At 60.3% G+C, this 23,380-nt stretch carries 23 protein-coding genes and 1 pseudogene; 15 read left to right on the top strand and 9 right to left on the bottom strand.

The features are described 5' to 3' along the window. The first annotated feature begins 41 nt into the window (after window positions 1–41). The 11 genes and pseudogenes from BLQ41_RS23910 (at window position 42) to BLQ41_RS23860 (ending at window position 13,326) form a co-directional block, all read left to right on the top strand. Window positions 42–1,544 carry a CoA-acylating methylmalonate-semialdehyde dehydrogenase gene (locus BLQ41_RS23910; protein ID WP_090185286.1) on the top strand — a complete coding sequence of 501 codons (1,503 nt, stop codon included), beginning with the start codon at window positions 42–44 and terminating at the stop codon, window positions 1,542–1,544. 25 nt (window positions 1,545–1,569) lie between these two features. After that, the gene (locus tag BLQ41_RS23905) at window positions 1,570–2,385 is read left to right on the top strand and encodes a TIM barrel protein (protein WP_090185283.1); all 816 of its coding nucleotides are present in this window, start codon (window positions 1,570–1,572) and stop codon (window positions 2,383–2,385) included. A gap of 132 nt (window positions 2,386–2,517) precedes the next feature. Further along, window positions 2,518–4,449: a 3D-(3,5/4)-trihydroxycyclohexane-1,2-dione acylhydrolase (decyclizing) gene (gene iolD, locus BLQ41_RS23900; RefSeq protein WP_090185281.1), complete on the top strand. Its 1,932-nt coding sequence runs from the start codon at window positions 2,518–2,520 to the stop codon at window positions 4,447–4,449. A 33-nt stretch (window positions 4,450–4,482) separates the two neighbouring features. Next, the gene (locus BLQ41_RS23895) at window positions 4,483–5,493 is read left to right on the top strand and encodes a Gfo/Idh/MocA family protein (protein ID WP_090185278.1); all 1,011 of its coding nucleotides are present in this window, start codon (window positions 4,483–4,485) and stop codon (window positions 5,491–5,493) included. 128 nt (window positions 5,494–5,621) lie between these two features. Beyond that, window positions 5,622–6,674: a Gfo/Idh/MocA family protein gene (locus BLQ41_RS23890; RefSeq protein WP_090185276.1), complete on the top strand. Its 1,053-nt coding sequence runs from the start codon at window positions 5,622–5,624 to the stop codon at window positions 6,672–6,674. Window positions 6,675–6,823: 149 nt separating this feature from the next. Continuing rightward, complete coding sequence (locus BLQ41_RS23885; RefSeq protein WP_090185273.1) at window positions 6,824–7,750, top strand: sugar ABC transporter substrate-binding protein; 927 nt, start codon at window positions 6,824–6,826, stop codon at window positions 7,748–7,750. A 70-nt stretch (window positions 7,751–7,820) separates the two neighbouring features. After that, a pseudogene (locus tag BLQ41_RS23880) lies at window positions 7,821–9,385 on the top strand (sugar ABC transporter ATP-binding protein). Window positions 9,386–9,442: 57 nt separating this feature from the next. After that, complete coding sequence (locus BLQ41_RS23875; protein ID WP_090185271.1) at window positions 9,443–10,465, top strand: ABC transporter permease; 1,023 nt, start codon at window positions 9,443–9,445, stop codon at window positions 10,463–10,465. A gap of 327 nt (window positions 10,466–10,792) precedes the next feature. Then, window positions 10,793–11,197, top strand: coding sequence for a TraR/DksA family transcriptional regulator (locus tag BLQ41_RS23870; RefSeq protein WP_007907888.1), 405 nt, complete (start codon window positions 10,793–10,795; stop codon window positions 11,195–11,197). 199 nt (window positions 11,198–11,396) lie between these two features. Beyond that, window positions 11,397–13,001, top strand: a complete 1,605-nt coding sequence (locus tag BLQ41_RS23865; protein WP_090185268.1) for a methyl-accepting chemotaxis protein — start codon at window positions 11,397–11,399, stop codon at window positions 12,999–13,001. 121 nt (window positions 13,002–13,122) lie between these two features. Further along, window positions 13,123–13,326, top strand: a complete 204-nt coding sequence (locus BLQ41_RS23860; RefSeq protein ID WP_090185265.1) for a hypothetical protein — start codon at window positions 13,123–13,125, stop codon at window positions 13,324–13,326. Between the two features lie 9 nt (window positions 13,327–13,335). Here the strand turns inward: BLQ41_RS23860 and BLQ41_RS23855 are convergent, their stop codons facing one another. From BLQ41_RS23855 to BLQ41_RS23845, 3 genes are all read right to left on the bottom strand, one after another. After that, window positions 13,336–13,575: a DUF2789 domain-containing protein gene (locus BLQ41_RS23855; protein ID WP_084323168.1), complete on the bottom strand. Its 240-nt coding sequence runs from the start codon at window positions 13,573–13,575 to the stop codon at window positions 13,336–13,338. A gap of 131 nt (window positions 13,576–13,706) precedes the next feature. Further along, on the bottom strand, window positions 13,707–13,937 hold the full coding sequence (locus BLQ41_RS23850; RefSeq protein WP_090185263.1) for a hypothetical protein: 231 nt from the start codon (window positions 13,935–13,937) through the stop codon (window positions 13,707–13,709). 158 nt (window positions 13,938–14,095) lie between these two features. After that, window positions 14,096–14,284 (bottom strand): hypothetical protein, encoded by a 189-nt coding sequence (locus BLQ41_RS23845; RefSeq protein ID WP_408003519.1) that lies wholly within the window; start codon window positions 14,282–14,284, stop codon window positions 14,096–14,098. A gap of 471 nt (window positions 14,285–14,755) precedes the next feature. On the opposite strand from BLQ41_RS23845, the gene BLQ41_RS23840 reads away from it, so the two are divergent. From BLQ41_RS23840 to BLQ41_RS23825, 4 genes are all read left to right on the top strand, one after another. Further along, window positions 14,756–15,226, top strand: a complete 471-nt coding sequence (locus tag BLQ41_RS23840; protein ID WP_090185257.1) for a hypothetical protein — start codon at window positions 14,756–14,758, stop codon at window positions 15,224–15,226. Further along, entirely contained in the window at window positions 15,226–15,429 is a 204-nt protein-coding gene (locus BLQ41_RS23835) for a hypothetical protein (RefSeq protein ID WP_090185255.1), read from the top strand. Before BLQ41_RS23840 ends, BLQ41_RS23835 begins: the two co-directional genes overlap by 1 nt. Before the next feature lie 116 nt (window positions 15,430–15,545). Then, window positions 15,546–16,565: an ABC transporter substrate-binding protein gene (locus BLQ41_RS23830; RefSeq protein WP_090185251.1), complete on the top strand. Its 1,020-nt coding sequence runs from the start codon at window positions 15,546–15,548 to the stop codon at window positions 16,563–16,565. Between the two features lie 120 nt (window positions 16,566–16,685). Beyond that, window positions 16,686–17,123 (top strand): DUF3995 domain-containing protein, encoded by a 438-nt coding sequence (locus tag BLQ41_RS23825; protein WP_090185249.1) that lies wholly within the window; start codon window positions 16,686–16,688, stop codon window positions 17,121–17,123. A gap of 117 nt (window positions 17,124–17,240) precedes the next feature. On the opposite strand, the gene BLQ41_RS23820 is transcribed toward BLQ41_RS23825, so the two are convergent. The 6 genes from BLQ41_RS23820 to BLQ41_RS23795 are packed head-to-tail and all read right to left on the bottom strand — an operon-like array spanning window position 17,241 to window position 23,304. Continuing rightward, window positions 17,241–17,603, bottom strand: coding sequence for a Na+/H+ antiporter subunit G (locus tag BLQ41_RS23820; protein ID WP_090185245.1), 363 nt, complete (start codon window positions 17,601–17,603; stop codon window positions 17,241–17,243). Continuing rightward, a complete protein-coding gene (locus tag BLQ41_RS23815; protein WP_090185242.1) occupies window positions 17,600–17,878 on the bottom strand; it encodes a K+/H+ antiporter subunit F in 279 nt (92 codons plus the stop codon). The genes BLQ41_RS23820 and BLQ41_RS23815 overlap by 4 nt, the downstream gene beginning before the upstream one ends. Further along, window positions 17,875–18,363: a Na+/H+ antiporter subunit E gene (locus BLQ41_RS23810; protein ID WP_090185237.1), complete on the bottom strand. Its 489-nt coding sequence runs from the start codon at window positions 18,361–18,363 to the stop codon at window positions 17,875–17,877. The genes BLQ41_RS23815 and BLQ41_RS23810 overlap by 4 nt, the downstream gene beginning before the upstream one ends. Then, the gene (locus BLQ41_RS23805; RefSeq protein ID WP_090185234.1) at window positions 18,360–20,045 is read right to left on the bottom strand and encodes a monovalent cation/H+ antiporter subunit D; all 1,686 of its coding nucleotides are present in this window, start codon (window positions 20,043–20,045) and stop codon (window positions 18,360–18,362) included. Before BLQ41_RS23805 ends, BLQ41_RS23810 begins: the two co-directional genes overlap by 4 nt. After that, window positions 20,042–20,386, bottom strand: a complete 345-nt coding sequence (locus tag BLQ41_RS23800; protein WP_007986256.1) for a Na+/H+ antiporter subunit C — start codon at window positions 20,384–20,386, stop codon at window positions 20,042–20,044. Before BLQ41_RS23800 ends, BLQ41_RS23805 begins: the two co-directional genes overlap by 4 nt. Next, window positions 20,386–23,304, bottom strand: coding sequence for a monovalent cation/H+ antiporter subunit A (locus BLQ41_RS23795; RefSeq protein WP_090185233.1), 2,919 nt, complete (start codon window positions 23,302–23,304; stop codon window positions 20,386–20,388). The genes BLQ41_RS23800 and BLQ41_RS23795 overlap by 1 nt, the downstream gene beginning before the upstream one ends. Window positions 23,305–23,380 lie beyond the last annotated feature (76 nt).

Here is a 23,380-nt window from a genome sequence, read left to right as displayed (position 1 = left end):
GAACAACCTGAATTCCACCTTCTGCACGGAGAACAAGAACAATGAGTGACGTCCCGGTCATCGGCCATTACATCGACGGTCAGGTGCAAGACAGCGTCAGCGAGCGGTTCAGCAACGTTTTCAACCCGGCCACCGGCATGGTGCAAGCGCGCGTCGGGCTGGCCAGCGAGAAGACCGTGGACCAGGCCGTCGCCTCGGCCCTGAAAGCCTTTCCCGCGTGGTCCGAACAATCGTCCCTGCGCCGTTCGCGGGTGATGTTCAAGTTCAAGGAATTGCTCGACCGTCATCACGATGAGCTGGCCGAAATCATCAGCCGCGAACACGGCAAGGTGTTCTCCGACGCCAAGGGCGAAGTCACCCGTGGCATCGAGATCGTCGAATACGCCTGCGGCGCGCCGAACCTGCTGAAGACCGAATTCAGCGACAACATCGGCGGCGGCATCGACAACTGGAACCTGCGTCAGCCACTGGGCGTGTGTGCCGGCGTCACACCGTTCAATTTCCCTGTGATGGTGCCGCTGTGGATGATCCCGCTGGCATTGGTCACCGGTAACTGCTTCATCCTCAAACCGTCCGAACGTGATCCTTCGGCCAGTCTGCTGATGGCCCGCCTGCTGACCGAAGCCGGTTTGCCGGACGGCGTGTTCAACGTCGTCCAGGGCGACAAGACGGCGGTCGACGCGCTGCTGCAACACCCGGACATCGAGGCGATTTCCTTTGTCGGCTCGACGCCGATTGCCGAGTACATCCACCAGCAAGCCACCTCACGCGGCAAGCGCGTTCAGGCACTGGGCGGGGCGAAGAATCACATGATCGTCATGCCCGACGCGGACCTGGACCAAGCCGCAGACGCCTTGATCGGCGCGGCCTATGGCTCGGCGGGCGAGCGCTGCATGGCGATCTCGATTGCGGTTGCGGTGGGCGATGTCGGTGATCAGCTGATTGCCAAACTGCTGCCGCGCATCGATCAGCTCAAAGTCGGTAACGGCATGCAGGGTGACAGTGACATGGGGCCGTTGGTGACGGCCGAACACAAGGCCAAGGTCGAAGGTTTTATCGATCAAGGCGTGGCCCAAGGCGCACAACTGATCGTCGATGGTCGAGGGTTCAACGTGCCGGGCGCGGAGAACGGTTTCTTCGTTGGCGCCACGCTGTTCGATAACGTCACGACCGAGATGAGCATTTATCAGCAGGAAATCTTCGGCCCGGTGTTGGGCATCGTTCGGGTGCCGGATTTCGCCAGCGCAGTGGCGTTGATCAACGCCCACGAGTTCGGCAACGGCGTGTCGTGTTTCACCAGCGACGGCGGCATTGCCCGTGCCTTTGCCCGCACCATCAAGGTCGGCATGGTCGGCATCAACGTGCCGATTCCGGTGCCGATGGCCTGGCACTCGTTCGGTGGCTGGAAGCGCTCGCTGTTCGGCGACCACCACGCCTACGGCGAAGAAGGCATTCGCTTCTACAGTCGCTACAAAAGCGTGATGCAGCGCTGGCCCGACAGCATCGCCAAGGGCCCTGAATTCAGCATGCCAACCGCCAAATAACTCGTTCTTGCGGAGAACAACAATAATGAGCCAGCCCCTGCGTTTCGCCCTGAACCGTATGGTCGCCCCCCGTTTGTCCCTGCCGGCATTCATCGAGTTGGCGGTGGCCCTCAAGGCTGACGCCATCGAGATTCGCAACGACCTCGAAGGCGTCGAGATCAAAGACGGCACCACCCCGCAACAGGTGCGCGAACTGTGCGCCGCCAATGGCATCACCGTGCTGTCGATCAACGCGTTGTACCCGTTCGATGTGTGGAACGCGGAGCGCCGCGAGCAAGCGTTGAAGCTGGCCGCGTATGCGCAAAAGTGCGGCGCACAGGGCTTGGTCATGTGCCCGTTGAATGATCGCGCCGATCCGCGCAACGAAGCCGAACGCGCCACGTGGTTGCGCGCCGCGTTGACCGAACTGGCACCGATTCTGCGCGATCACGGCATTCTCGGTTTCATTGAGCCCTTGGGTTTTGAAGAATGCTCGCTGCGGCGCAAACGCACGGCGGTGGACGCGATCAAGGCCGTCGGCGGGCTGGATGTGTTCCGCCTGGTCCATGACACCTTTCACCATCACCTGGCGGGCGAGTCCGAGTTTTTCCCCGAGCTGACCGGGCTGGTGCACATCTCTGGCGTCGAAGATGCCGAGGCGCCGCTGGCGACCATTCGCGACGGTCATCGGGTGCTGGTGGGCGAGGGCGACATTCTGGGCAATGCGCTGCAGATCGAGACGCTGCTCAGCAGCGGCTACAACGGCTACCTGTCGTTCGAGCCGTTTGCCGAGAGCGTGCATGGCCTGACTGACATTGAGCAGGCCATCGGCGCGAGCATGGATCACCTGAGAAGTCTTTAACCTGACCCACCTCCCGTAGGAGCTGTCGAGTGAAACGAGGCTGCGATCTTTTGATCCTGCTTTTAAGGATCGCAGCCTCGTTTCACTCGACAGCTCCTACAGGGATGGGGGGTGTATTTGAAAGGATCGGTTATGACCACAACACGACTGACCATGGCCCAGGCCCTGGTGAAATTCCTCGATAACCAGTACATCGAGGTCGATGGCGTCCAGAGCAAATTCGTCGCCGGGGTCTTTACCATTTTCGGCCACGGCAACGTGCTGGGCCTGGGCCAGGCCCTGGAGCAGGACAGCGGCGACCTCGTCGTCCATCAGGGCCGCAACGAACAAGGCATGGCCCACGCCGCCATCGGTTTTGCCAAGCAGCACCTGCGCCGCAAGATCTACGCTTGTTCCTCATCGGTCGGCCCTGGTGCGGCGAACATGTTGACCGCCGCCGCGACGGCCACCGCCAACCGCATCCCCTTGCTGCTGTTGCCCGGCGATGTCTACGCCTGTCGCCAGCCGGACCCGGTGCTGCAACAGATCGAGCAGTTTCACGACCTGAGCATCAGCACCAACGATGCTTTCAAAGCCGTGAGCAAATACTGGGACCGTATCAACCGTCCCGAACAACTGATGACCGCAGCAATCCATGCCATGCGCGTGCTCACCGATCCCGCCGAAACCGGCGCCGTGACCCTGGCCTTGCCGCAGGATGTGCAAGCCGAGGCCTACGACTACCCCGATTATTTCCTGCAAAAACGCGTGCACCGCATCGAGCGGCGCCCGGCCACTGAAGCGATGCTCGGTGACGCGTTGGCGCTGTTCAAGGGCAAGCGCAAACCGCTGATCATTTGTGGCGGTGGGGTGCGTTATTCCGGGGCCAACGCTGAGTTGCAGGCGTTCGCCGAGCGCTTCGACATTCCCTTCGCTGAAACCCAGGCCGGCAAGAGCGCGGTGGTGTCCAGCCATCCGTTGAACGTCGGCGGCATCGGCGAAACCGGGTGCCTGGCGGCGAATCTTTTGGCTCGGGACGCGGACCTGATCATCGGCGTCGGCACCCGTTACAGCGATTTCACCACCGCGTCGAAGTCCTTGTTCCAGCATCCTGAGGTGCAATTTCTCAACCTCAATATCAGTCCGTGCGACGCGCTGAAGCTCGATGGCGTGCAACTGCTGGCGGACGCAAGAGCCGGTTTGCAGGCGCTGGCTGAAGCCTTGGGCGATTACCGCTCCAGCTGGGGCGATCTGACTCGGCAAGCCAAGGTGCAACTGGACGAAGAAGTCGATCGTCTTTATCAGATCGAGTACCAGACCCAAGACTTCTCCCCGGAAATAAACGACCACATGGACCCAGCCGTCCTGCGCGAATTCATCGAACTGACCGGATCCTGCCTGACCCAGAGCCGCGTACTCGGCGTGCTCAATGAAACCCTCACCGATGACGCCATCATCGTCGCTGCTGCCGGCAGTCTGCCCGGCGACTTGCAGCGCAGCTGGCGCAGCAAGGGCGTGAACACCTATCACGTCGAGTACGGCTATTCGTGCATGGGCTACGAGGTCAACGCCGCGCTGGGGGTGAAACTCGCCGAGCCGCAGCGCGAGGTCTACGCCTTGGTCGGTGATGGCTCCTACATGATGCTGCACTCGGAGCTGGCGACCTCGATCCAGGAGCGGCGCAAGATCAACGTGGTGCTGCTGGACAACATGACCTTCGGTTGTATCAACAACCTGCAAATGGGCAATGGCATGGACAGCTTCGGCACCGAGTTCCGCTTCCGTAATCCGGACACCGGCAAGCTCGATGGCGACTTCGTGCCGGTGGATTTCGCCATGAGTGCGGCGGCTTATGGCTGCAAGACCTACAAGGTCAACACCGTTGACGAGTTGCGGGCAGCACTGGCGGATGCACGCTTGCAGACAGTGTCGACGCTGATCGATATCAAGGTCCTGCCCAAAACAATGATTCACGGCTACCTGTCGTGGTGGAGGGTCGGCGTGGCGCAAGTCTCCACCAGCGCCCGCACCGACGCGGTGGCCAAGACCCTGAATGAACGACTGGCCAAGGCCCGTCAGTACTGATTGCTCTACAAAAATTCCAACAGGAGAACAGACATGTCGTTGAAGCTAGGCGTTATCGGCACCGGGGCCATCGGCCAGGATCACATCCGTCGTTGCAGCCAGACCTTGCTCAATAGCCAGGTGGTTGCGGTGACCGACATCAATTTGCAGCAAGCGGCGAAAGTGGTGTCCGACCTCAAGCTCACCGCCGAGGTCTACCCTGACGGCCACGCACTGATCAAGGCGCCGGAAGTCGAGGCGATCCTCGTCACTTCCTGGGGCCCGAGCCACGAAGAGTTTGTACTGGCGGCAATTGCCGCGGGTAAGCCGGTATTTTGCGAGAAGCCGCTGGCGGTCACCGCTGAAGGCTGCCGCAAGATCGTCGAAGCCGAAGTGGCCCACGGCAAGCGCCTGGTGCAAGTCGGCTTCATGCGTCCCTATGATGAAGGTTATCGCGCCCTCAAAGCAGTCATCGACAGCGGCCAGATCGGCGAACCGTTGATGCTGCACTGCGCGCATCGCAACCCGACCGTGGGTGAGAACTACAAGACCGACATGGCGATCACCGACACGCTGATCCATGAGCTGGACGTGCTGCGTTGGTTGCTCGACGACGATTACGTGTCGGTGCAGGTCGTATTCCCGCGCAAGAGCAGCAAGGCGCTCGCGCACCTGAAAGACCCGCAGATCGTCCTGCTGGAAACCGCCAAGGGCACGCGCATCGACGTGGAAGTTTTCGTCAACTGCCAGTACGGCTACGACATCCAGTGCGAAGTGGTGGGGGAGACCGGCATCGCCAAACTGCCGGAGCCATCGCAGGTTCAATTGCGCAGCGGCGCGAAGCTGTCCAACGCAATTCTGATGGACTGGAAGGATCGGTTTATCGCGGCCTATGACGTGGAGTTGCAGGCGTTCATCGACGGCGTACGCGCCGGGCAAGTCGGCGGCCCGTCGGCATGGGACGGCTTCGCCGCCGCCGTTGCAGCAGATGCGTGCATCGAAGCCCAGAACAACGGCCAGATCGTCAAAGTCGCTCTCCCGGACCGTCCCCACTTCTACGGCTAACCCCAATCCCCCGTAGGAGCTGTCGAGTGAAACGAGGCTGCGATCTTTCAAGATCAAAAGATCGCAGCCTCGTTTCACTCGACAGCTCCTACAGGGGTAGGGTGATAACAATAATAAGGAGTTGAATCATGCGTATCGGACTTGTCGGTTACGGCCATGGCGGCCGGTTTTTCCATGCTCCGCTGATCAGCAGCCTGCCGAACGCCAAGTTCGTGGGCGTGGTCACCCGTTCGCCGGAACGCCGACAGCTGCTGGCCGCCGAATACCCCGGCGTACCAGCGTTCGACAGCATTGGCCAACTGGTGGAGGCCGGGGTCGATGTTCTGGTGATTTCCACACCGCTCAAAGGCCGTCCGGCGCTGGTGCTCGACGGCATCGAACATGGCGTGGCGGTGGTCAGCGACAAACCCTTCGCTGCCGATGCGCAACAGGCACAGACCCTGATCACCATGGCCGAGCGCCAGGGTGTGCGGCTCAGCGTCTACCAGAACCGGCGTTGGGATTCGGACTTCCTCACCGTGCGCAAACTCATCGAGTCCGGTGCGTTGGGGCAGGTCACCCGTTTCGAATCGCGAATCGAGCGTTACGCCCCGCAAGCCGTGAACAACGGCAGTGGCGGCGGCTTTCTTCGTGATTTGGGTAGCCATCTGGTGGACCAGGCGCTGCAACTGTTCGGCCCGGTCAATCGGGTATACGCCGAACTGGACTACCTGGAAAAAGACCAGGTCTTCGATAACGGCTTCTTTATGTCATTGACCCATGCCAGCGGCGTCACCTCGCACCTGAGCGGTAGTTGCCTGCAAAACACCCCGGGGCCGCGTTTCCGCGTCACCGGCACCCAGGGTTGCTACAGCGTCGACGGGCTGGACGGGCAGGAGGCCTCTGCGCTGGCCGGGCTCTCGCCAAAATCCGAAGGCGAACGCTGGGGCGTCGAAGAGCATCGGCGCTGGGGCTGGTTTGAACAGGGCGAAGTGCGCGAGCGGGTGCCCTCCGAACGCGGCTGCTGGCAGCAGTTCTATTTACAGCTACAAACCGCGTTACAGAGCGGTGGCCCACTGCCGGTCGAGGCCCGTGATGCACTGGCGACCACCCGTGTTCTAGACGCGGCGCGCGTGAGTGCAGAGCGCCAGCAAGTGGTGGTTTTGGGGCAGTTCGATCACCGTGGAATAAAATCAGAATAAAATTCTAAAATGAGTTGATATAGAAATAATATTCCAATAAAGTCGTTTCCAGCGACCTGCCTCTCGCTCGTTTTCATCGCTTGCCCGCTTACTGAAAAATCGTTCCGCCTTATCCATAAAACCAACAAGAATGTGGAGAAAGACTTTTCATGAAGACCCAGATCCGTTTCGCCTCGCTTGCCTTGTCCCTGATGTTCGCCAGCGGTGCCGCACTCGCTGACATGAAGATCGGCGTCAGCATGTCCCAGTTCGATGACACTTGGCTGACCTACCTGCGCGAATCCATGGACAAGAAAGCCAAGGCCTATCCCGAGGGTGTAAAGCTGCAATTCGAAGACGCACGCAGCGACGTGGTCAAGCAACTGAGCCAGGTCGAAAGCTTCATCAGCCAGAAGGTCGATGCCATCGTGGTTAACCCGGTGGATACCGCCGCCACCAAAAAAATCACCGAAGCGGCGGTCAAGGCCGGCATCCCGCTGGTCTACGTCAACCGCCGTCCGGATGACCTGAAACTGCCCAAGGGAGTGGTCACGGTGGCCTCCAACGACCTGGAGGCCGGTGAAATGCAGATGCAGTACCTGGCCGACAAAATGGGCGGCAAGGGTGACATCGTGATTCTGCTGGGCGACCTGGCGAACAACTCCACCACCAACCGCACCAAAGGCGTCAAAGAGGTGCTGGCCAAGTACCCCAACATCAAGATCGAGCAAGAGCAGACCGGGACCTGGCTGCGCGACAAAGGTATGACCCTGGTCAACGATTGGCTGACCCAGGGCCGCAAGTTCGATGCGGTCGTGGCCAACAACGATGAAATGGCCATCGGTGCCGCCATGGCCCTGCAACAGGCCGGCGTCGACAAGGGCAGTGTGCTGATCGCCGGTGTCGACGGTACGCCGGATGGCTTGAACGCCATCAAGAAAGGCAGCATGGCGGTGTCGGTGTTCCAGGACGCCAAAGGTCAGGCAGACGGGTCCATCGATACCGCGGTGAGGATGGCCAAGAACGAGCCGGTTGAGCAGGCCGTCTGGGTGCCGTATCGCTTGATCACCCCGCAAAACGTCGACACGTTCAAATAGTCCGTCCGTTCAATAACAACAATAAGCACGCAAGGTTGCCACGGCGACCTTGCTGATGGAGTACCTGATCATGTTCGCTTCAGCGACTGCTTCGAGCACCCCGTGGTGGGTATCCAGCCAACCGCAACACCTGTCGATGAGCCGTACCTGCTGGAGATCCTCAACGTCAGCAAGGGGTTTCCCGGTGTGGTGGCCTTGTCCGACGTGCAGCTTCGGGTGCGCCCCGGTTCCGTGCTGGCCCTGATGGGTGAGAACGGCGCGGGCAAATCGACGCTGATGAAAATCATCGCCGGCATCTACCAGCCGGACGCCGGTGAAATTCGCCTGCGGGGCAAACCGGTGGTCTTCGAAACGCCACTGGCGGCGCTGCAAGCCGGGATTGCGATGATCCATCAGGAACTCAACCTGATGCCGCACATGAGCATCGCCGAAAACATCTGGATCGGTCGCGAGCAGCTCAACGGCCTGCACATGATCGACCACCGCAAAATGCACCGCTGCACCGCCCAGTTGCTGGAGCGTCTGCGGATCAATCTTGACCCCGAAGAGCTGGTCGGCAACCTGAGCATCGCCGAGCGGCAGATGGTCGAGATTGCGAAGGCGGTGTCCTACGACTCCGACATCCTGATCATGGACGAACCGACCTCAGCGATCACCGACAAGGAAGTCGCCCACCTGTTCTCGATCATTGCCGACCTCAAGAGCCAGGGCAAAGGCATCATCTACATCACCCACAAAATGAATGAAGTGTTCAGCATCGCCGATGAAGTGGCGGTGTTTCGTGACGGCGCCTACATCGGCCTGCAACGAGCCGACAGCATGGACGGCGACAGCCTGATTTCAATGATGGTCGGTCGCGAACTGAGCCAGTTGTTCCCGGTGCGCGAGAAGCCGATCGGCGATCTGCTGCTGTCAGTGCGCGACCTCAAGCTGGACGGCATTTTCAAAGGCGTCTCCTTCGACCTGCATGCGGGCGAGATTCTCGGGATCGCCGGGTTGATGGGCTCGGGGCGCACCAATGTCGCCGAAGCGATTTTCGGCATTACCCCAAGCGATGGCGGCGAGATTCGCCTTGATGGCGAAGTGGTGCGCATCAGCGATCCGCACCTGGCGATCGAGAAGGGCTTCGCCTTGCTCACTGAGGATCGCAAGCTCAGCGGTCTGTTTCCGTGCCTGTCGGTCCTGGAAAACATGGAGATGGCCGTGCTGCCGCATTACGCCGGTCATGGCTTTATCCAACAGAAAGCCCTGCGTGCGCTGTGCGAAGACATGTGCAAGAAGCTGCGGGTCAAAACCCCTTCGCTGGAACAGTGCATCGACACCTTGTCCGGCGGCAATCAGCAGAAAGCCTTGCTGGCGCGCTGGCTGATGACCAACCCGCGAATCCTGATTCTCGACGAGCCGACTCGCGGCATCGATGTCGGGGCCAAGGCCGAGATCTATCGGCTGATTTCCTGCCTCGCCAGCGAAGGCATGGCGGTGATCATGATTTCCTCGGAGCTGCCGGAAGTGCTGGGCATGAGCGACCGGGTGATGGTCATGCACGAGGGCGACCTGATGGGCACCCTCGACCGCAGCGAAGCGACCCAGGAGCGGGTCATGCAACTGGCCTCGGGCCTGTCCGTGGTTCACTAATTGATGCCGGTGGTGGCCATGGTCACGGCTGGCGACGCAAGGGAAGGGTGAGTGTTTATGAACGCGATACTGGAAAACAAGCCAGCAACGGCACCGATCAAAAGTCGCCGGCGCTTTCCGACCGAGCTGAGCATTTTCCTGGTGCTGATCGGTATCGGCCTGGTCTTTGAACTGTTCGGCTGGATCGTGCGCGACCAAAGCTTCCTGATGAACTCCCAGCGTCTGGTGCTGATGATCCTGCAAGTGTCGATCATCGGTCTGCTGGCCATCGGCGTGACGCAGGTGATCATTACCACCGGGATCGACCTGTCTTCCGGCTCGGTGCTGGCGTTGTCGGCGATGATCGCGGCCAGCCTGGCACAGACTTCGGACTTTGCCCGGGCGGTGTTTCCGTCGCTGACGGACTTGCCGGTCTGGATTCCAGTCATCGCCGGGCTTGGGGTGGGGCTGTTGGCGGGGGCAATCAACGGCAGCATCATTGCCATCACCGGCATTCCACCGTTCATTGCCACCCTCGGCATGATGGTGTCGGCGCGGGGCCTGGCGCGGTTCTACACCGAGGGCCAGCCGGTGAGCATGCTGTCGGATTCCTACACGGCGATCGGGCACGGTGCGATGCCGGTGATCATTTTCCTGGTCGTGGCGGTGATCTTTCACATCGCCCTGCGTTACACCAAGTACGGCAAGTACACCTACGCCATCGGCGGCAACATGCAGGCGGCGCGTACCTCGGGGATCAACGTCAAGCGGCATTTGGTCATCGTCTACAGCATCGCCGGCTTACTGGCAGGTCTTGCAGGTGTGGTGGCTTCAGCGCGCGCCGCGACCGGGCAGGCCGGGATGGGCATGTCCTATGAACTGGATGCGATTGCCGCTGCGGTCATCGGCGGCACCAGCCTGGCCGGTGGCGTCGGGCGCATCACCGGCACGGTGATTGGTGCGCTGATTCTCGGGGTGATGGCCAGCGGGTTTACCTTTGTCGGGGTTGATGCGTATATTCAGGACATCATCAAGGGATTGATTATTGTGGTGGCGGTGGTCATCGACCAGTACCGCAACAAGCGTAAACTCAAGCGCTGAAGCCGGACGAAACAGCGACATGCGCCACGCCTGACCCGCGTGGCGCAGCCGTTTGTCTTCTATATACAGCCGCTTGATTGAATTTCTTGCTATAAACGCACTCCGATAACCACCGCAAAGGCTGCCATAAAGCACTTTCGGGGCTTTGTCGGACGAATTCGCTGTCTTTTCAGTTGCTGAGGCCTCAAGTCGGCCTTAGACTGCCGCCCCTCGTAAATTGAGTGCCGGGTGGCGCTTGGAATAAATGGCGCCTTTCCGATGGCCAGACCTGGTCAGCCGGAACGCTCCCTAATTCGCCTTAATGCACGTTTTTTTATAGAGATATCAATGACAAAGGACAAGTTGCTGGCCATGCCGGCGGATGACTACATGAATGCCGAGCAACATGCTTTTTTCTCCGAGCTGTTGCAGAACATGAAAGTCGAAACCCATGAGCGCATCGAACAGAACCGCATCGCCATCGAGAGCCTGGACACTCCAGCCGATCCGGCCGACGCTGCTTCTGTCGAAGAAGAGCGCACCTGGCTGGTGAACGCGATCGATCGCGACCAGCGCATGCTGCCTCAGTTGGAACAGGCTCTGGAACGCATCAAAGAAGACAGCTTCGGCTGGTGCGATGACAGCGGCGAGGCCATTGGCCTCAAGCGCTTGCTGATCAGCCCGACCACCAAGTACTGCATCGAAGCTCAAGAGCGTCACGAACAGATCGACAAGCACCAGCGTCAGGCCTGATTTCGTAACGCCCCGCATCGCGGGCAAGCCTTGTTCCTGAAGGAACGACGCTTGCCCGCGATGCTTTTTTTCGTCTGCGAAAAACTCACGTCCTTCTATTGATCTGCTGCAAGGCCCACTACTAATGGACCATAGATAATGGCCCTCTAGTGGCGTTTAATACAGTCACAACAATTAGAAGCTCCACGGGGTGACGAAGATGACGAGAGACGGATCTCTGGTTGGGCATGTGCCTGCACCAGTGCTTGTGCCAAAAAACCTTTGGCTGACGCCCACTTTGCAAAGCATCGCCCTGGTGCTGTTGCTCTGTGGCATGACCTTGGGCGGCGCTTCGCTTTACATCGGTCTGCCGGTGGCAGTGCTGATCGTCTGGCTGCCACGCTTGCGTACGCGCGCCGTCGCCGATTCACCCCCAGCCGACAGCTCAAGTGCCATTGCCGAGCTGACCCGCGACCTTTCCTACACCACCAGTCACAACGCATTGTCCGCCGCTGGCGTGGCGTTTTCGGTCAAGCAGCTGGCCGAGAGGGTCCAGTCGCAGCTCGATGCGGCCAAGCGGATCGTCAGCAACGCCGAAGTGATGATTTCCACCGAGCAAGCCACGTCGACACTCAGTCGAGAAGCCTTGAACGCTGCCAGCGAGGCCCATCAGAGCAGCGCGGCGGGGCGTACGGAATTGATCGAATCGATCTCCCGCATGCATCAGCTCAGCCAGCGCGCCAGCAACAGCCGTGAGCTGATCGAAGCCTTGAGCCTGCGCAGCGATGACATTCAACGGGTCACTCTGGTGATTCAATCCATCGCCAGCCAGACCAACCTGCTGGCCTTGAACGCCGCCATTGAAGCGGCCCGGGCCGGCGAACACGGACGCGGGTTCGCGGTGGTGGCCGATGAAGTGCGTGGCCTGGCAGCGCGCACGGCGACCGCGACCGGCGAAGTCGGAGAGATGGTTGCCGATATCCAGCAGCGCACGGCGCAAGTGGTGGAGCAGATCCGGCAACTGTCCAGCGACCTCGACACCGGCGTCCAGCAGGTCGAGCACACCGGTCAGCATCTGGAGAACATCGCGCGCCTGGCCGCTGGCGTCGAGCACCAGGTCGCAGAAATCGCTCGGGGCACGGACACCAACCGCGAACAGCTCGACAGCCTGTTTCACGCCATCGAACAGATGCGCAGCGACCTGACGGTCAGCGACCAACAGACCCAGCGTCTGGCTCAGGCCGCGGTGCAAATGGAAGGGCAAGCCGAAACCATCAGCGAGCGCCTCGCCGAAGTCGGGCTGGACGACTATCACCAAAGGATTTATGACCTGGCTCGCGAAGGCGCAAGCCAGATCACTGCACGTTTTGAAGCGGATATCGATGAGGGCCGGATCAGTCTGGAAGACTTGTTTGACCGCAACTACCAGGCGATCCCCAACACCAGCCCGGCCAAGTTTCAGACGCGCTTCGACCGCTACACCGATCAGGTGTTGCCGGCCATTCAGGAACCGTTGTTGCCACGCCATGACGGGCTGGTGTTTGCCATCGCCTGCACTCAGCAAGGTTATGTACCGACCCATAACAAAGCCTTCAGCCTGCCGCTGACCGGCGATGTACAGGTCGATACCTTGCAGAACCGCACCAAACGCAAGTTCGCCGACCGCACCGGCATTCGCTGCGGTAGCCATCAACAGCCTGTGTTGTTGCAAACCTATACCCGAGACACGGGCGAGCTGATGCACGACCTCTCGGTGCCGATCATGCTCAAGGGCCGGCATTGGGGTGGATTGCGCTTGGGCTACAAGCCGCAGAGTGCTCGCTGAGCGGCTGACCATTGTTACGGGATTGGCAATGAAGCTGTGCAGGCTCGTTGCTGTTTCCTCGCGAATGAACTCATTAACATGCCTACATAGTTAGGTTGCTAATGAAATTCGAGAGGTCAACATGCGCAGTAAAGTCGATGTCGCGGTCATGATTGGCAGCGGTGTACCCGCCTATTTGCGTGCGATGGGGCAGAGCGTTTGTTGGGTGGTGCTGCTCAATGGCGAGCGCCGGGGAACGGTGTATTGCAGTCGCGATGAAGCCGAGGAGTGCAAGGCTGCCTGGCTGGCGCAATTGAACGCCGAAGCACCCGGCAGCCTGCATTGACTGTGCGGGTTAGTGAACCTGGTGCATGCGCAGGTTCAGGTCGTCGACCACCCGCGCCCAATCCGCGTCTTCTCGCAATTGCTCCTTCAGGAAGCCTGCTTGTTGCGGGGTCCAGAACTCGGCGTCGATGAGTTTCTTGTCATCAGCCAATGGTGAATGGCTGGCGATGAAGTCATCGATGGCTTTCTCGCTGGAATCCAGGCCGAGTTGGTCGAACAAGCCTTTCAAGTCGTGTGTAGGTGAATCCATTGTCATCTCCTTGCGTGTCGCGTCGAATGCGATATCTGAGTGCGGCTTCATTGCATCTGAGGGGGCCGCGCGTCAGGAGTTCGAAAGCGATGGTGGAAAGCAGGAGAGAGCATAGACTGCAAATCTGAGGATCAGGCGTTCAATGCACCTTCATCGACGGCAGTTTTCAGGGCCTGGGCGGCTTCCTTAGCGGCGGTGTCAGCGACATCCGAGGTTTTGAACCAGCGATCCTTCTCGACCTGGTGATAGGTCACCGCAGTCAACGGTGGTTTGGCACGCATGACAATGACAGCCTGGAATTCGCCGTCGACCTCTCTGGCTTCGCCCCGGATAAAAAATTCACCGATATCAAATTCCGTCACGTAGCTGCCTTCCCTTGGAAATATTCTGTTGTGTTGAACGCCGTCCGTCCTGGGGACGGATTTCATTGGTCGGGCAGTATGGCAGTTGTTGCCTGTCGACGGCTGAGTTAAGTCATCGGCGTGACGAAACGTCTATGGCAATGAAGCCCTGGAATTCGTCAACCGCGTGACTCAAGCAAGCGGGCAAGGGCGCAGGCTTCGTTATGGCTGGCGCGGAAACCTCTGACGCGGCCGGTGGCAGTTTCCTTGATATGAAAGAAGGCGCTGCCCGCCAATACGACCTGAAATTGCGGCATTCGGAGGCTTTCAGGCGCATACGCATGGGGCTGAAAAGCCAGCGCAAGCATGGAGAGCGCGCTATCGTTGTGTCGAGCCGTGGAGATGACGAAGTGAGTCATGGTGCACATAAGAAGTCCTTTTCCTTGTTTTTGCCGACGTGCGTACGTCGTTATGGGTAGTCTCGGTGAGCATGGCTGCTCTAGAATCGCCATCACTGTTCGGCGAATGGTGTTCATCTAAAGCAATTTTTTGCTGGCGATATGTCGGAAAAGTGCTTTTTTTAAAGAGTTTTTTCCTTAAAGTTGGTAATCCGGTTTCCTCTGGCGGCAAGAAGGGCTTTTTCCTTCAACTTCTGACGACGTTCACAGAGGACGGCGCGAGTGATATTCCAGTAGTCTCACTACCTCGCGACGCCTGAGCGCTACGCTCAGCTCAGGATTTCAACCCGGGCCTCATGGCAACACTTTCGGCATGGCCGCTTTTTTCTGCTGTGCGCTTTTTCTGCGTGCGGCATCATTTTCAGATGTGGGGATGTTTCCTTGGCAGTAAGTAATCTCGATATGCATGCTTTGTTCGTGCTGGGTGATTTGCGCGCAAAGCTGGTTAAACAGTTCCAGTCACGTTTCGTTTACATCACCGAACAAAACGCTGAAGGCATTTACATTGCCGAACTCGACACCGAAGAAGCGCTGGTGGTCGATGACAAACCAGGGCTCAAGCTCAAGGTTGGCGATCATTTCAGTGCCTCTGTGCTGCCCAGTCGTGAAGGCGGCAAGCTCGACATCAAGTTCCGCGAAATCAAATTGACGGTTTATGGCCTGGGTGATTACGCCTTTGTCACCACCGCCGATGGTCATGGGATCGTGTTCAAGGAAGGTCATAGCGTGGTGATGGTCTTCGCTGCCCACCAGCAGCTGCAGGAAGGCCTGACCAAGACCCTGAAGGCCGTGACCGCCAAAGCCGCCAAGTGGCGCAAGGGCGAACTGGTGACGTTCAAGGCCAGCGAGTAATGACCCAGACCCGCGCCGATTTCCACCAACAGAACCAGGCCAGTGCGCACGTCGAAGCCCGGCGGCTGTTCGAGCACAAAGCGGTTCTGCAGGGAGCCTGGCTGAATTGGGTGGCTTCACAGATTTACGCGCTGCGTCCGGCGGCCTACGCCAGCATGGTAAGAAGGGAGCTGGCGCGGTTGCAGGAAACTTCCGAAAATTAATTCGTGCCCCTCGAAAGCAGGAACCTCTACTACAGTCAGATGACTGAGTATTCAGAGGCTTGCGGTCTTCTGTCAGGCCATCCTGCTAATGCTGTGACAGCACGAGGTGCAAAGGCATGAAAGGATTTCGACGGTTGTTGGTCGCTACACTGGCCACGTTTGTAGTGTTGAGTTCACCCGCTCCGGTCTCCGCCGCTGCGCAGGCGCCGATTCATTTCGCCGACCTGAACTGGGAAAGTGGCAGTCTGATCACCGATATCCTGCGGATCATCGTCGAGAAAGGCTACGGCTTGCCGACCGATACGTTGCCCGGGACCACCATCACCCTGGAAACCGCACTGGCCAACAATGACATTCAGGTCATTGGCGAAGAATGGGCCGGACGCAGCCCGGTCTGGGTCAAGGCCGAGGCTGAAGGCAAGGTTGCGAGCCTGGGTGACACGGTCAAAGGTGCCACCGAGGGCTGGTGGGTGCCCGAGTATGTGATCAAGGGCGACCCGGCCAAGGGCATCAAGCCGCTGGCGCCAGGCTTGCGCAGTGTCAGTGACCTGCCCAAGTACAAGGACGTGTTCAGTGATCCGGAAAGCCCGGGCAAGGGTCGCTTCCTCAACAGCCCGATTGGCTGGACGTCGGAAGTCGTCAACAAGCAGAAGCTCACGGCGTATGGCCTGAACGACAGCTATGTGAATTTCCGCAGCGGTTCGGGGGCGGCGCTGGATGCCGAGATCAGTTCATCGATCCGTCGCGGCAAGCCGGTGCTGTTTTACTATTGGTCACCGACGCCATTGCTCGGCCGCTACAAGCTGATTCAGCTGGAGGAGCCGCCCTTTGATGCCGAAGCGTGGAAAACCCTGACCGACGCAGACAACCCTAATCCCAAACCGACTCGCTCGCTGCCCTCGAAGCTGTCGATTGGCGTGTCCGCGCCTTTTCAGAAACAGTATCCGCAGATCGCCGAATTCTTCAGCAAAGTCGATTTGCCGATTGATCCGTTGAACAAGGCGTTGGCGCAGATGAGTGAAAAACACACCCCGCCACGTCAGGCGGCGGAGGCGTTCATGAAGGCGCACCCCGACGTGTGGCAAGCCTGGGTGCCCAAGGATGTGGCGGATAAAGTCGCTGCCGGGATGAAGTGATGTAGACGTCCGGCAAACACCTCATTGGTCGGGTCACGTACCCGACCAATGACGAATGTCCTTACAAAAACGTTCAAGGAGGTCCATCCTCCTGCGACATTTAACGTTGGATGTCTGAATATGAGCCTGATGATCGCGCAATGGATCGCTGCCATCTTCCTGTTGATCAGCTTGATCCACCTGTATTGGGCAGCGGGTGGCACGTTGGGTAGCGAGGCGGCGGTGCCGCGTGTACCCGGGGAGGGCGGGGGGGAATCAAGGCCTGCCTTCAAACCTTCTGGATTTACCACGCTACTGGTGGCGGTCGGGTTGCTGCTGATCGCGATGCTGGTGTGCCTGCGGGTCGGCCTGTATCTGCCCACGGTGCAGCACTGGTCGCTGCAATGGGTGATCAGCGCGATTGCGATGCTGATGTTCGCCCGGGCAATCGGCGATTCGAATCTGATGGGGTTCTTCAAGCAGGTCAAGGGCTCGAAGTTTGCCCGCCTCGACACCTGGGCTTATTCGCCGTTGTGTGTGGTGCTGGGAGCCGGGTTGTTGGCCGTTGCCTGGATCTGATATGAGGTAATGCAAGATCAAAAGATCGCAGCCTCGTTGCACTCGACAGCTCCTACATGGGCTTGCGTTCCCACTGTAGGAGCTGTCGAGTGCAACGAGGCTGCGATCTTTTAACGTCTAGCTCCCGCTTTCGGTCCGTCGGCTACTCACCTCGGCCGGCACATCGTCCCCTGCCATGCGCTTGCGAAACAGCGCCGCCCGCGCCAGCAGCAACGTGGTCACCGGCACCGTGATTGACAACAGAATCGGAATAAGCCAGGCGTGCAGCACAGGCGCGGACTTGAGCGCCGAAAAGTAAACGATCGAGGCCAGGGCCACGCACCACGCGCCCAGCGTCGAGGCCAGTGCCGGCGGGTGCATGCGCTGAAAGTAATCCTTCATCCGCACCAGGCCAATCGCCCCGATCAGCGCGAACAGGCTGCTAAGCACCAACAGGATCGCCACCGGGATTTCCACCCATAGGGACAGTTGCGTAGTCATTCGATCACCTCGCCACGCAGCAGGAATTTGGCCAGCGCAAACGAGCCGACGAAGCCGAACAGGGCGATCAGCAGCGCCGCCTCGAAATACGTGTCACTGGCATAACGAATGCCCAGTGTCAGCATCATCAGCATGGCGATGATGTACAGGTAATCCAGCGCCAGAACCCGGTCTTGAGCCGAAGGACCTTTGAACAGCCGCATCAAGGTCAGGATCATCGCCAGGGAAAAGATAAACAGGCTCAGCAGGATCGCGTTCGACAGTAATTCGCTCATTCGAAGATCTCCATCAAGGGGCGCTCATAGGTCGCCTTGAAGTGCTCGATAAACAGCGCTTCATCCTCCAGATCAAATACGTGCAGCAACAGGATGCTGCGGTCCAGCGCCAGTTCCGACCAGACCGTGCCGGGAACCACCGTGCAGATCATCGACAACGCGGCCAGGCCATTGGCGTCGCGCAACGCCAGCGGCACCTTGACGAACTGCGAGCGGGGTGCACGCTGTCCCGCATTGAGCACGCCCCAGGCCACGGCGAGGTTGGACACCACCACATCACGGCCCACCAGCAGAAACAAACGCACGATCACACCGGGCCGGCGAATGCGGATCGGCAATGGCCGCAGCTTGCGCATCATCAGCGGCGCACAGAACCCGAGCATGGCGCCCAACAACAGATTGCCCGGGCTCAGCGACAGGTTTAGCAGCAGCCATAACAGCAACAACGCCAGCGACAACCATGGAGCAGGCAACAGACGCTTCATGGCTGCACCTCCAGCATCGCCGCCCGGGATTCGGGGCTCGGCACCACGCGGGTGCCCAATACTGCCATGACGTATTGCTGCGGGTTGTTCAAGGCATCGGCGGCAGCCTGGGTGTAGCGCAGCAGCGGTTCGGCCTTGAACGTCAGGGCAACGCTGAGCCCCAACAGCACGATGATCGGCACGCATTCGAAGCGGCGCAGCAAGGGCGATGGCCGTTCCTGAGGCGTCCAGAAGCGCTGGATGCCCACGCGTGCGAAGGCGATCAGCGACGCCAGCCCGGACAGGATCAACAGCGCCAGCAACCCCCACGCCGCGTTCGACACCGGTTCGTCAGCGCCATTGCCCAGGCCCGACGGATTGAGCAGGGCGCTGAGCAGGCCAAGCTTGCCGATGAAGCCCGAGAGCGGCGGCATGCCAATGATCAGCAACGCACAGGCGATAAAACTCAAGCCGAGGAACGCCATCGTCCAGGGAATCACCTGGCCCACCACGGCTTTCTGTTCGTCGTCGAGGTTGATGCCTTTGGGCGGTTGCAGGGATTCCATGGGGCGAGGCAGCAGATCAGCGTCGTCGAACAGCGGCATTTCATTGGCAGAACGTGAGCGCTCGATCAACTCGGACAACAGGAACAGCGCACTCAGCGCCAAGGTCGAGCTGACCAGATAGAACAGCGCCGCGCCAATCAGGTTCGGCTGGGCGAAACCGATGGCCGACAGCAGAATCCCCGCCGACACCAGAATGCTCAGGCTCGCCATGCGTTCCAGCCGCTGAGCCGCGAGGATCGCGATGCCCGCGCAGACGATGGTCGCCATGCCGCCGTAGATCAGCCAGTCGCCGCCAAAATACGCCGAGGCGCCGGCCTGACCCGAGAACAGCAGTGTCCACAGGCGCAGCAAGGTGTAGACGCCGACCTTGGTCATGATCGCGAACATCGCCGCCACCGGCGCGCTGGCCGCCGAATAGGCCGGCACCAGCCAAAAGTTCAGCGGCCACATCCCGGCCTTGGCCAGGAACGCCACCGCGAGAATCCCCGCGCCGGCATGCAACAGCCCGCGATCGGCTTGCGGGACCAGCGGGATTTTCAGCGCCAGGTCGGCCATGTTCAAGGTGCCGGTGACGCCATAGATCAGCGCCGCGCCGATCAGGAACAGCGACGAAGCCAGCAGATTGATCGAGATGTAATGCAGCCCCGACGACACTCGCGCCCGGCCCGAACCGTGGAGCATCAGGCCGTAGGACGCCGCCAGCAGCACTTCGAAAAACACGAACAGGTTGAACAGATCCGCCGTCAGGAACGCGCCATAAAGGCCCATCATCTGAATCTGGAACAGCGCGTGGAAACTCGAACCGGCGCCGTCCCAGCGAGCCATGGCGAACAGCAGGGCGCTGACGCCGATGATCCCGGTCAGCACCAGCATCAATGCCGACAGGCGATCGACCACCAGCACCAGGCCGAACGGCACCTGCCAGTTACCCGGCAGGTAAACACCGATGGAGCCGGGGACACCGGTGGACTGTGTCCATTGCAGCAGCGCCACGGAAATCCCCAGGCCCAGCAGGCTGGAGAACAGATTGATCTTGGCCTTCAGCGGGCGATGTTTTTCGCCCAGCATCAGCATGATGGCGGCGGTCAGCAGCGGCAGCAGAATCGGTGCGGCGATCAGGTGCGTCATCGCATTCATTCTTTAGGCTCCCGGCCATCGACATGGTCGGTCCCGGTCAAGCCGCGAGAGGCCAGCAGCACCACCAGAAACAACGCGGTCATGGCGAAGCTGATCACGATGGCGGTCAGCACCAGCGCTTGCGGCAGAGGGTCGGTGTAATGCAGCAAGTCCTGCGGCACGCCGTCCTTGATGATCGGCTCCTTGCCGATGAACAGGCTGCCCATGCTGAAGATGAACAGGTTGACGCCGTAGGACAGCAGGCACAGGCCCATCACCACCTGGAATGTCCGTGGCCGCAGGATCAGCCAGACGCCGGACGCGGCCAACACGCCGATCGCGATTGCGATGACTTCTTCCATCAGACGGCTCCTTTGCTGGCGACGGACTTGGGCAGGGCTGCAGTTTTGTGGCCCCGTACCGATTGGTGAGCGATGGCGGTGAGGATCAACAGCGTCGAACCGACCACCACGGCGTACACGCCGATGTCGAAGAACAACGCACTGGCGATATGAATGTCACCCAGCACCGGCAGGTCGACATGCCAGGTGTGGGTGGTCAGGAACGGATGCCCGACCGCCATCGCCCCAAGCCCGGTGGCTGTGGCGAACAGCAGGCCGGTGCCCATCCAGCGCAACGGTCGCAGGCTCATTTGCGCCTCGACCCACTGGGTGCCGGCGACCATGTATTGCAGGATGAACGCCACCGACATCACCAGCCCGGCGACAAAACCGCCGCCCGGTTGATTGTGCCCGCGCATGAACAGGTAGACCGACACCACCAGCGCAATCGGCAACAGCAAGCGCACCAGCACCGCCGGCACCATCATGAAACCGAGGGCGGTGTCGCTGGCGTGACGCGGGTTGACCAGATCGGTGACGACATCGGGTGCCAGCAAGCGCTGTTGGGCCGGCAGTTGCAGGCTTTCCTTGGGCGGGCGGAAGCGTCGCAGCAGCGCGAACACGGTCAGGGCCACGGCCACCAGCACGGTGATTTCACCGAGGGTGTCGAAGCCGCGGAAGTCCACCAACATCACATTGACCACGTTGCTGCCACCGCCTTCGGGCAGGGCGCGGCTGAGGTAGAACGAGGAGATGTCGTTGGGGGTCTGGCGCGTCAACATCGCGTAGGCCAGCAACGCCATGCCGCCGCCGACCACGCTCGACAGCAGCAAGTCGCGGATCCGCCGGATGCGCGCCCTGCGCAGGCTGCCCGGCAGCGGCGAGACCTCTTCAATCCGTCGCGGCAGCCAGCGCAGGCCCAACAGGATCAGCACGGTGGTCACCACCTCGACCACCAGTTGCGTCAAGGCCAGGTCCGGCGCCGAGAACCAGACGAACGTGATGCAGGTCATCAGGCCGCAGACGCTGACCATGGTCAGGGCCGCGAGCCGGTGATACTTGGCCTGCCATGCTGCGCCGAGCGCACAGGCAATCGCCAGCAGCCAGAGGATCACAAACACGATCGAGCCCGGAATCTTCGGCCGCTCGCCCCAGCTCAGACTGCTGTGGAGCATCGGGATCAACCCGGCCAACACAGCGACGAGCACCATCAGGAACAATTGGGCTTGCAGGCGGCGCGTGCTGATCCGCCGTTCCAGGCGACGGGCCAGGCGCATCATGATCACCAGGCCGCGCTCGAACAGGCGCTTGCCGTTCAAGCCGCCAATGAACGGCGGGTATTTGAACCGTCCGCGCTTGAGCTGATTGCGCAACAGCAGGTACAGCACGATGCCGCCGGACATGGCGATCAGGCTCATGATCATCGGCGCGTTCCAGCCGTGCCAGATCGCCAGGCTGTATTCCGGCAATGTGCCGCCCACCACGGGCAGCGCTGCGGCGGCCAGCAATGAGCCGACCACTTGCGCGGGGAAAATCCCGACGATCAGGCAGGTGAACACCAGCAACTCCACGGGCGCACGCATCCAGCGCGGCGGCTCGTGCGGGGTGTGTGGCAGATTGGTGGCGGTCGGGCCGAAGAACACGTCGACCGTGAAGCGCAGGGAGTAGGCGACGCTGAACGTACCGGCGATGGTCGCGACAATCGGCAAGGTCATCTCGACCCAGGCGGTGGCGTTGATGAACACGGTTTCGGCGAAGAACATCTCTTTTGAGAGGAAGCCGTTGAGCAACGGCACGCCGGCCATCGAGGCGCTGGCGACCATGGCCAGGGTCGCGGTAAACGGAATCAGCTTGATCAGGCCGCTGAGCTTGCGAATGTCGCGGGTGCCGCTTTCGTGGTCGATGATCCCGGCGGCCATGAACAACGAGGCCTTGAAGGTGGCGTGGTTGAGGATGTGGAACACCGCGGCCACGGCGGCCAACGGACTGTTCAGGCCCAGCAGCAGCGTGATCAGGCCGAGGTGGCTGATGGTCGAGTAGGCCAGCAACCCCTTGAGGTCGTTCTGGAACATCGCGCAATACGCGCCGAGCAACAGCGTGCACGCGCCGGCGCCGCTGACGATGTAGAACCACTCTTCACTGCCGGACAGCGACGGCCATAGCCGTGCGAGCAGGAACACCCCGGCCTTGACCATGGTCGCCGAGTGGAGATAGGCCGAGACAGGTGTCGGCGCCGCCATCGCGTGGGGTAGCCAGAAGTGGAAGGGGAATTGCGCGCTTTTGCTCAGGGCGCCAATCAAAATCAGCGGCAGCAGGATAGGGTAGAGGGGATGCGCGCGAATCAGATCGCCAGCGGCCAGGACCTTGTCCAGGTCATAGCTGCCGACCACATGGCCGAGCAGCATGACCCCCGCCAGCAAGCACAAACCACCTGCGCCGGTGACCATCAACGCCATGTAGGCGCCGCGTCGCGCATCGGCGCGGTGATGCCAATAGCCGATCAACAGGAACGAGAAGAGACTGGTCAGCTCCCAGAAAAATACGATCTGAATCAAGTTGCCGGAGATCACCAGCCCGAGCATCGCGCCCATGAACGCCAGGAAAAACGCGAAGAACCGCGGCACCGGATCGTCCGGCGACATGTAATAGCGGGCGTATAAAGAAACCAGCGTGCCGATGCCCAGCACCAGCAACGAGAACAGCCAGGCGAAACCGTCCATGCGCAGGACGAAGTTCAGGCCGAGACTGGGTAACCAGAAAAATTCTTCACGAATCACGCCGCCATCGGCGATCTGCGGGTACAGGAGGGCAACCTGGAGGGTGCCAATCAAGGCAACCAGACCCGCCAGCAAGGATTCAGTGTTACGCGCGTTGTGTGGCAGCAAAGCCGCCAGACAGCTGCCGATAAAAGGCAGAAGCAGTAGAACTATCAGGGACATAGGCTTCTAATCTGCGGAAGTTTGTGAAGCATCATACGTGCCAGCTCCCCGATCACCAAACGCCAAGCTGTCGCAG

Origin of the sequence: Pseudomonas arsenicoxydans (assembly GCF_900103875.1) — a bacterium.
GTDB classification, from domain to species: domain Bacteria; phylum Pseudomonadota; class Gammaproteobacteria; order Pseudomonadales; family Pseudomonadaceae; genus Aquipseudomonas; species Aquipseudomonas arsenicoxydans.
The sequence above is the reverse complement of the archived record's forward strand: the minus strand, read 5'-3'. Positions and strand labels throughout refer to the sequence as shown.

Coding starts and splice junctions, on each gene's coding strand:
- BLQ41_RS23910 (WP_090185286.1), top strand. CDS start 42: ATGAGTGACGTCCCGGTCATCGGCCATTACATCGACGGTCAGGTGCAA.
- BLQ41_RS23905 (WP_090185283.1), top strand. CDS start 1,570: ATGAGCCAGCCCCTGCGTTTCGCCCTGAACCGTATGGTCGCCCCCCGT.
- iolD (WP_090185281.1), top strand. CDS start 2,518: ATGACCACAACACGACTGACCATGGCCCAGGCCCTGGTGAAATTCCTC.
- BLQ41_RS23895 (WP_090185278.1), top strand. CDS start 4,483: ATGTCGTTGAAGCTAGGCGTTATCGGCACCGGGGCCATCGGCCAGGAT.
- BLQ41_RS23890 (WP_090185276.1), top strand. CDS start 5,622: ATGCGTATCGGACTTGTCGGTTACGGCCATGGCGGCCGGTTTTTCCAT.
- BLQ41_RS23885 (WP_090185273.1), top strand. CDS start 6,824: ATGAAGACCCAGATCCGTTTCGCCTCGCTTGCCTTGTCCCTGATGTTC.
- BLQ41_RS23875 (WP_090185271.1), top strand. CDS start 9,443: ATGAACGCGATACTGGAAAACAAGCCAGCAACGGCACCGATCAAAAGT.
- BLQ41_RS23870 (WP_007907888.1), top strand. CDS start 10,793: ATGACAAAGGACAAGTTGCTGGCCATGCCGGCGGATGACTACATGAAT.
- BLQ41_RS23865 (WP_090185268.1), top strand. CDS start 11,397: ATGACGAGAGACGGATCTCTGGTTGGGCATGTGCCTGCACCAGTGCTT.
- BLQ41_RS23860 (WP_090185265.1), top strand. CDS start 13,123: ATGCGCAGTAAAGTCGATGTCGCGGTCATGATTGGCAGCGGTGTACCC.
- BLQ41_RS23855 (WP_084323168.1), bottom strand. CDS start 13,575: ATGGATTCACCTACACACGACTTGAAAGGCTTGTTCGACCAACTCGGC.
- BLQ41_RS23845 (WP_408003519.1), bottom strand. CDS start 14,284: ATGCTTGCGCTGGCTTTTCAGCCCCATGCGTATGCGCCTGAAAGCCTC.
- BLQ41_RS23835 (WP_090185255.1), top strand. CDS start 15,226: ATGACCCAGACCCGCGCCGATTTCCACCAACAGAACCAGGCCAGTGCG.
- BLQ41_RS23830 (WP_090185251.1), top strand. CDS start 15,546: ATGAAAGGATTTCGACGGTTGTTGGTCGCTACACTGGCCACGTTTGTA.
- BLQ41_RS23825 (WP_090185249.1), top strand. CDS start 16,686: ATGAGCCTGATGATCGCGCAATGGATCGCTGCCATCTTCCTGTTGATC.
- BLQ41_RS23820 (WP_090185245.1), bottom strand. CDS start 17,603: ATGACTACGCAACTGTCCCTATGGGTGGAAATCCCGGTGGCGATCCTG.
- BLQ41_RS23815 (WP_090185242.1), bottom strand. CDS start 17,878: ATGAGCGAATTACTGTCGAACGCGATCCTGCTGAGCCTGTTTATCTTT.
- BLQ41_RS23810 (WP_090185237.1), bottom strand. CDS start 18,363: ATGAAGCGTCTGTTGCCTGCTCCATGGTTGTCGCTGGCGTTGTTGCTG.
- BLQ41_RS23805 (WP_090185234.1), bottom strand. CDS start 20,045: ATGAATGCGATGACGCACCTGATCGCCGCACCGATTCTGCTGCCGCTG.
- BLQ41_RS23800 (WP_007986256.1), bottom strand. CDS start 20,386: ATGGAAGAAGTCATCGCAATCGCGATCGGCGTGTTGGCCGCGTCCGGC.
- BLQ41_RS23795 (WP_090185233.1), bottom strand. CDS start 23,304: ATGTCCCTGATAGTTCTACTGCTTCTGCCTTTTATCGGCAGCTGTCTG.